The following is a 6,034-nucleotide window of genomic DNA, read 5'->3' on the forward strand; positions in this document are numbered from 1 at the left end:
CCCGTCACTTCGAGTGATTTTGCATAACGAAGTGGAGCAAAATAGTATCGAGAAGCACTCGAACTGACGATAGAACAAAACCCGTCATTGCGAGCTTGCCTACCGATAGGGAGGCGCAGCGCGGCAATCTGCTTATTACAATGAACAGTGATCAATTAGCAATAAACAATTATTAGTAAATAGTGGTCAGTCTTCAGTGAACAGTCTTCAGTGGCGGAAACAATTTGAGGTTCAAAGTTTAATGTTCAAGGTTTAAAGTCCAAGAACTTAGGAAGATAGTTGACAATTTACAACTTTCAGTTCCTATGGCCATTATCTGCTATTGTCCCCTTGAGGGGACCTTAGGGGTGTAAGGTTCTATGTTTAATGTTCAAATTTGCCATAACAGTCATTTCGAACGATAGAGAGAAACCGAAGGTTCACGAATACCCGTAAAATAGAATTGTCATAAGCTAAAACGCACAAGTAGCTAAACCTTTGAATCACGCATACCCCTAAAATAATTATGCCATGAGCTAAATCGCACAAGTAGCTCCAGACTAGTATGTGCGACTTCTCGTCGTCCCGAAAAGGGACTCTGTCGAAGTGACTAATAATCCTGCCTTAAAAATTATCACTGGCCTCCAACCACTTTCCCATTTCCACATTAACCTATTTCCACATTGGTACATTTTCAAATTATCAAATTGACTTATTTTCAAATTAACCACTTCAGGCTCTTGACTCTTTATTCTTTTCTCTTTTCTCTAGACTCTTGGCTCTTGCCTCGTGGCTCATGGCTTATGGCTTATGGCTGCACCCATATAAAAAACAAAACCCCCATCAATTGCTTGAAGGGGGTTTATTTATGTAAAGGGAAGTTCTTATTTCACTTCCTCAAAATCTACGTCCTCTACGTTATCGGCTTCTTTGGACTCTCCGTTGGAAGATGCGGTATCAGCGCCACCTGCAGGAGCACCTTGTTGTCCTTCTGCCTGAGCTTTGTACATTTCCTCAGAAGCTACTTTCCAAGCCTCATTGATCTTATCCAAAGCTGGAGTAATCAAAGCCAAATCTTTGGCTTCATGGGCCTTCTTAAGTTCTGCCAAGGCATCCTCAATAGGCTTCTTCTTATCCGCAGATAATTTCTCGCCAAATTCGGTCAATTGCTTCTCGGTCTGGAAGATCATTGCATCCGCTTCGTTCAATTTATCGGCAGTTTCCTTAGCTACTTTATCCGCTTCAGCATTGGCTTCAGCCTCTGCTTTCATTTTTTTGATTTCCTCTTCTGTCAATCCTGAAGAAGCTTCAATTCTAATGTCCTGCGTTTTGTTGGTAGCCTTATCGGTAGCCGATACTTTTATAATACCATTGGCATCAATATCAAAGGTAACTTCGATCTGTGGAGTTCCTCTTTGCGCTGGTGGAATACCATCCAAATGGAAACGGCCTATAGTCTTGTTATCTTTTGCCATTGGGCGTTCTCCCTGCAATACATGGATCTCAACAGATGGCTGATTGTCAGCGGCTGTGGAGAATACTTGCGATTTCTTAGTAGGGATAGTCGTGTTGGCTTCTATCAATTTGGTCATTACGCTACCCATAGTTTCAATACCTAGGGACAAAGGCGTAACATCCAATAAAAGAACGTCTTTTACATCTCCTGTCAATACCCCACCTTGTATAGCGGCACCTACTGCAACTACCTCATCAGGGTTAACACCTTTGGAAGGTTTCTTTCCAAAGAACTTCTCAACGGCATCCTGTACCGCTGGGATCCTTGTAGAACCACCCACCAAAATAATTTCGTCTATATCGCTCTTGCTCAATCCAGCTGCTTTTAGGGCAGTGGCACAAGGCTCAATGGTACGTTTTACCAAATCATCTATCAATTGCTCAAATTTAGCTTTGGTCAAGGTACGTACCAAATGCTTAGGTCCTGAAGCCGTAGCGGTAACGTATGGAAGGTTAATTTCGGTCTGTGCAGAAGAAGACAACTCAATTTTTGCCTTTTCAGCGGCCTCTCTCAAACGTTGCAATGCCATGGCATCTTTACGTAAGTCTATGCCTTCCTCTTTGTTGAACTCATCGGCCAACCAGTCGATTATCTTTTGATCCACGTCATCACCACCCAAGTGGGTATCCCCATCTGTGGCCAATACTTCAAAAACACCGTCACCCAATTCCAAGATGGAAACATCATGTGTTCCTCCACCAAAATCGAAAACCACTATTTTCTGGTCAGTATCTTTTTTGTCCATCCCGTAAGCTAAAGAAGCTGCGGTAGGCTCGTTTATAATTCTTTCTACGGTAAGTCCGGCAATTTCACCGGCTTCCTTGGTTGCTTGTCGTTGTGCATCGTTAAAGTATGCAGGAACGGTAATTACCGCTCTTGTTACGGTCTGCCCTAGGTAATCCTCGGCAGTTTTCTTCATTTTCTGAAGAATCATGGCCGATAATTCCTGAGGAGAATACAAACGCCCGTCTATATCTACCCTAGGGGTATCATTATCTCCTTTGACTACCTTATAAGGTACCCTATCAGCTTCTTTGCTAGATTCGGAGAATTTATTTCCCATAAAACGTTTTATGGAATAAATGGTTTTCGTTGGATTCGTAACTGCCTGTCTTTTGGCAGGATCTCCAACCTTAATCTCACCGCCTTCTACAAAAGCAATGACAGATGGAGTAGTTCTCTTACCTTCTGCGTTTGGGATTACAACGGCTTCGTTACCCTCCATAACCGAAACGCAAGAGTTTGTTGTTCCTAAATCTATTCCAATAATTTTACTCATGTTTATATATTTACTGTGTTGAAAAATCTTTTTAGCACTCGGGTCTATTAAGTCAATGATTGTGCCATGACAAAAAATATGACAAGCTGTCAGAACACTCCTCCAAATTTACCAAGAATTACAGGTCTTCATGCTTTTTTGGGCATTCCCCCTTGGCGAAAATATGCCAAGGGGTCGTGCTTTCCATTGCTAGTCCCAAAAGTGTCCCTCCCCTGGTCCCCTTTTGGTAGCTATCCATTGCAATCACTAATGCATTTTTTAGTTGAAAGTTTAAAGTTATAATGTTATAAAGTTCAAGGTTGCAGTTGGGTAGTGAGAAGAAGAACCTAGAGCCTAGAGCCTAGATGCTAGAGTCTAGACTTAAGACTTTTTTTTTGAAAGTCGTCACTTCGAGCCTGACCGGCCGTAAGGCAGGTGATTTTGCATAACGTAGTGGAGCAAAATTGTATCGGGAAGCACTCGAACCGACGATAGAATAAAACCCGTCATTGCGAGCTTGCCTAGCCGTTAGGCAGGCATAGCGCGGCAATCTGTTCATTCCATACAGAGATTGCTTCGTCACCTCGCAATGACGAATTCTTCCGAAAATCTAAACCATTAACCCGATGGCAAATTTTCTCATTTTCAAATTGACTCATTTTCAAATTGCTTCATTAACCCATTGGTACATTTTCACATTAACCCATCTATCTTTTCTCTTTTTTCTTTACTCTTCGCTTTTGGCTTTTGCCTTCTGGCTTTTGGCTATTCCGCCATTGCCTCATTTTCAAATTAATTCATTTCCACCTTAACCCATCCATCTTTTCTCTTTTCTCTTTTCTCTTTTCTCTTTTCTCTTCGCTCCCGATAACTATCGGGATGGCTATTCCGTCATTGTTACATTTCTAAATCAACTCATCTCCAAATTACCAAATTCACTCATTTTCAAATTAATTCATTTCCACCTTAACCCATCCATCTTTTCTCTTTTCTCTTTTCTCTTGGCTCTTGGCTCTTGGCTATTCCTTCATTGGTACATTGGTACATTTTCAAATTAATCAATTATCAAATCACCACATTAACTCATTTTCAAATCAACCCATTTCCCAATAGATAATCCTATATTTACTAAGAATTTTAACCTATTGGAAAATGGAGTGCATTAGTGTTTTCGATATGCTTAAAATCGGGGTCGGCCCCTCCAGCTCCCATACCCTGGGTCCATGGCGTGCCGCAGAGCGATTTATTGGCGAACTTCTGGAAAAGAAGGTGTTCCATGATATTACCCAAATCCAAATAGAAGTATATGGTTCCCTCTCCCTGACCGGAAAGGGCCACGCCACCGATCTGGCCATTATGTTGGGCCTTACAGGAGCAGACCCGGTCACCATTCCCATTGAAAATATAAGTGGTATAATAAAAGGTATTCAAGAAAGTAAAAAGCTGCTTTTGAACAATTCCCTGGAAATTCCTTTCGATCCCAAATTGGATATCATATTTAAAAAAGAATTTTTGCCCTTTCATGCCAATGGAATGATCTTTAAGGCCAGCTTGGCCAAAGGCAAGCAAATAATGGAAACCTATTATTCCATTGGGGGTGGCTTTGTTGTTAAAGAAGAACTCAAGCGTTCCAAAAAAAAACTGGAAGTCTTTAAAGCCTTCCCCTTTCCCATAGAAAAAGGAGTAGACCTATTGGCCGCCTGCAAAAAAGAAAATAAATCCATTTCCCAATTGGTGCTGGTAAACGAACGCTCCCTGCGATCGGATGCTGAAATAGATAAAGGCTTACAACACATTTGGGATACTATGTTGGAGTGTATGTACATTGGGTGCCATACCGAAGGAAACCTTCCTGGTGGACTAAATGTACGAAGAAGGGCATACGATACCCATATAAAATTAAAAGGGGACCTCCCCTATTCCACTCCTCAGGAATGGTTGCTCACCATTAGACAGACCGAAGTTAAATTCCGTTCCATTCTCAAATGGGTAAGTTGCTTTGCCTTAAGTGTCAATGAGGTAAACGCCTCCTTGGGACGCGTGGTAACCGCCCCTACCAACGGCAGTGCCGGGGTAATCCCCGCAGTCCTTATGTACTATATGGTCATAGAAAACCATGAGGCCAATTTTGAACACATAAAACAATTCCTCTTGGTCGCGGGAGAAATAGGCAGCATTTTTAAAAAGGGTGCTACCATTTCCGCGGCCATGGGTGGTTGTCAGGCCGAAATAGGGGTTTCATCTGCTATGGCAGCCGCAGCCCTGACAGAACTGATGGGTGGTAGCCCTGAGCAAGTGCTTGTAGCCGCAGAAATTGCGATGGAGCATCATTTGGGCCTCACCTGTGATCCCATAGGCGGGTTGGTACAAATTCCATGTATAGAGCGCAACTGCATGGGCGCCATAAAAGCGATCAATGCGGCAGAACTGGCGTTGGACTCCGACCCTGCCAATGCAAAAGTACCCTTGGATAAAGTGGTAAACACCATGTGGGAAACCGCCAAGGATATGAGCACCAAATACAAAGAAACCTCCGAAGGCGGACTTGCCGTTGGGGTATACCTTAGTGATTGTTGATGCATAGTATTGAGAAGGGAGTATTGAGTATTGAGAGGCTAGAGTCTAGAATCTAGAGACTAGACTAAAGTGTTAAGTTCAAAGTTAAATGTTCAAAGTGGAATGTTGAAAGTCTAAAGCCGTCACTTCGAGTAATCCGACGAAGGAGGATTGTATCGAGAAGTAGACGGTGTGCGCCAAACCTGTTCTCGATACAAAATGCCTAGCGGCATTCCACTCGAACTAACGCTAGGGTTTAGAATTTTGGCACCAAACATATTCCCCTCTTGGGAGAGCATGTCCCGCTTTTTAGCGGGAGGTTAGGGGTGGGTCCAAGACGGTAGGGGTGTGTTTCTTTACCAAGGACCTCAATTTTTCCACCAGCCTTGGGCTTTCAATCCCTTCTGTCTCCTCCGCTGCAGGCGGAGAATCCACCTTGTCCTCCCGCGGAAATCGCGGGACAGGCTTAACCAAGCGAAGGAGCCCTTAATTTCGTCATTGTAAGGGCATCACGACAACTATCGGAAGAGACCTCATAATTTATAGAGAACATTTGTAATGCTTCATTCTACTTTCCACATTAAACAATTCGCTCATTTTCAAATTAACCTCTCTTTTCTCTTTCCTCTTTTCTCTTTTCTCTTGGCTCTTGGCTCTTGGCTATTCCGTCATTGGTACATTTCCACATTACCGCATTTCCACATTGATTCATTTTCAAATTACCA

2 protein-coding genes are annotated in these 6,034 nt (G+C 42.8%); one reads left to right on the forward strand and one right to left on the reverse strand.

Going from position 1 to position 6,034, the window contains the following annotated elements; all coding sequences use genetic code 11:
- Positions 1-863: 863 nt before the first annotated feature.
- On the reverse strand, positions 864-2,774 hold the full coding sequence (dnaK, locus tag LV92_RS20500; protein WP_111625467.1) for a molecular chaperone DnaK: 1,911 nt from the start codon (positions 2,772-2,774) through the stop codon (positions 864-866).
- A gap of 1,131 nt (positions 2,775-3,905) precedes the next feature.
- Between dnaK and LV92_RS20505 the strand changes: the two genes are divergently transcribed.
- Positions 3,906-5,330: an L-serine ammonia-lyase gene (locus LV92_RS20505; RefSeq protein WP_111625468.1), complete on the forward strand. Its 1,425-nt coding sequence runs from the start codon at positions 3,906-3,908 to the stop codon at positions 5,328-5,330.
- The last annotated feature ends 704 nt before the right edge of the window (positions 5,331-6,034 follow it).

Origin of the sequence: Arenibacter echinorum, from assembly GCF_003259375.1 — a bacterium.
Classification (GTDB): Bacteria; Bacteroidota; Bacteroidia; order Flavobacteriales; family Flavobacteriaceae; genus Arenibacter; species Arenibacter echinorum.

What these genes read in the sequence shown, in the direction of transcription:
- dnaK (WP_111625467.1), bottom strand. Translation starts at nt 2,774, where the DNA reads ATGAGTAAAATTATTGGAATAGATTTAGGAACAACAAACTCTTGCGTT.
- LV92_RS20505 (WP_111625468.1), top strand. Translation starts at nt 3,906, where the DNA reads ATGGAGTGCATTAGTGTTTTCGATATGCTTAAAATCGGGGTCGGCCCC.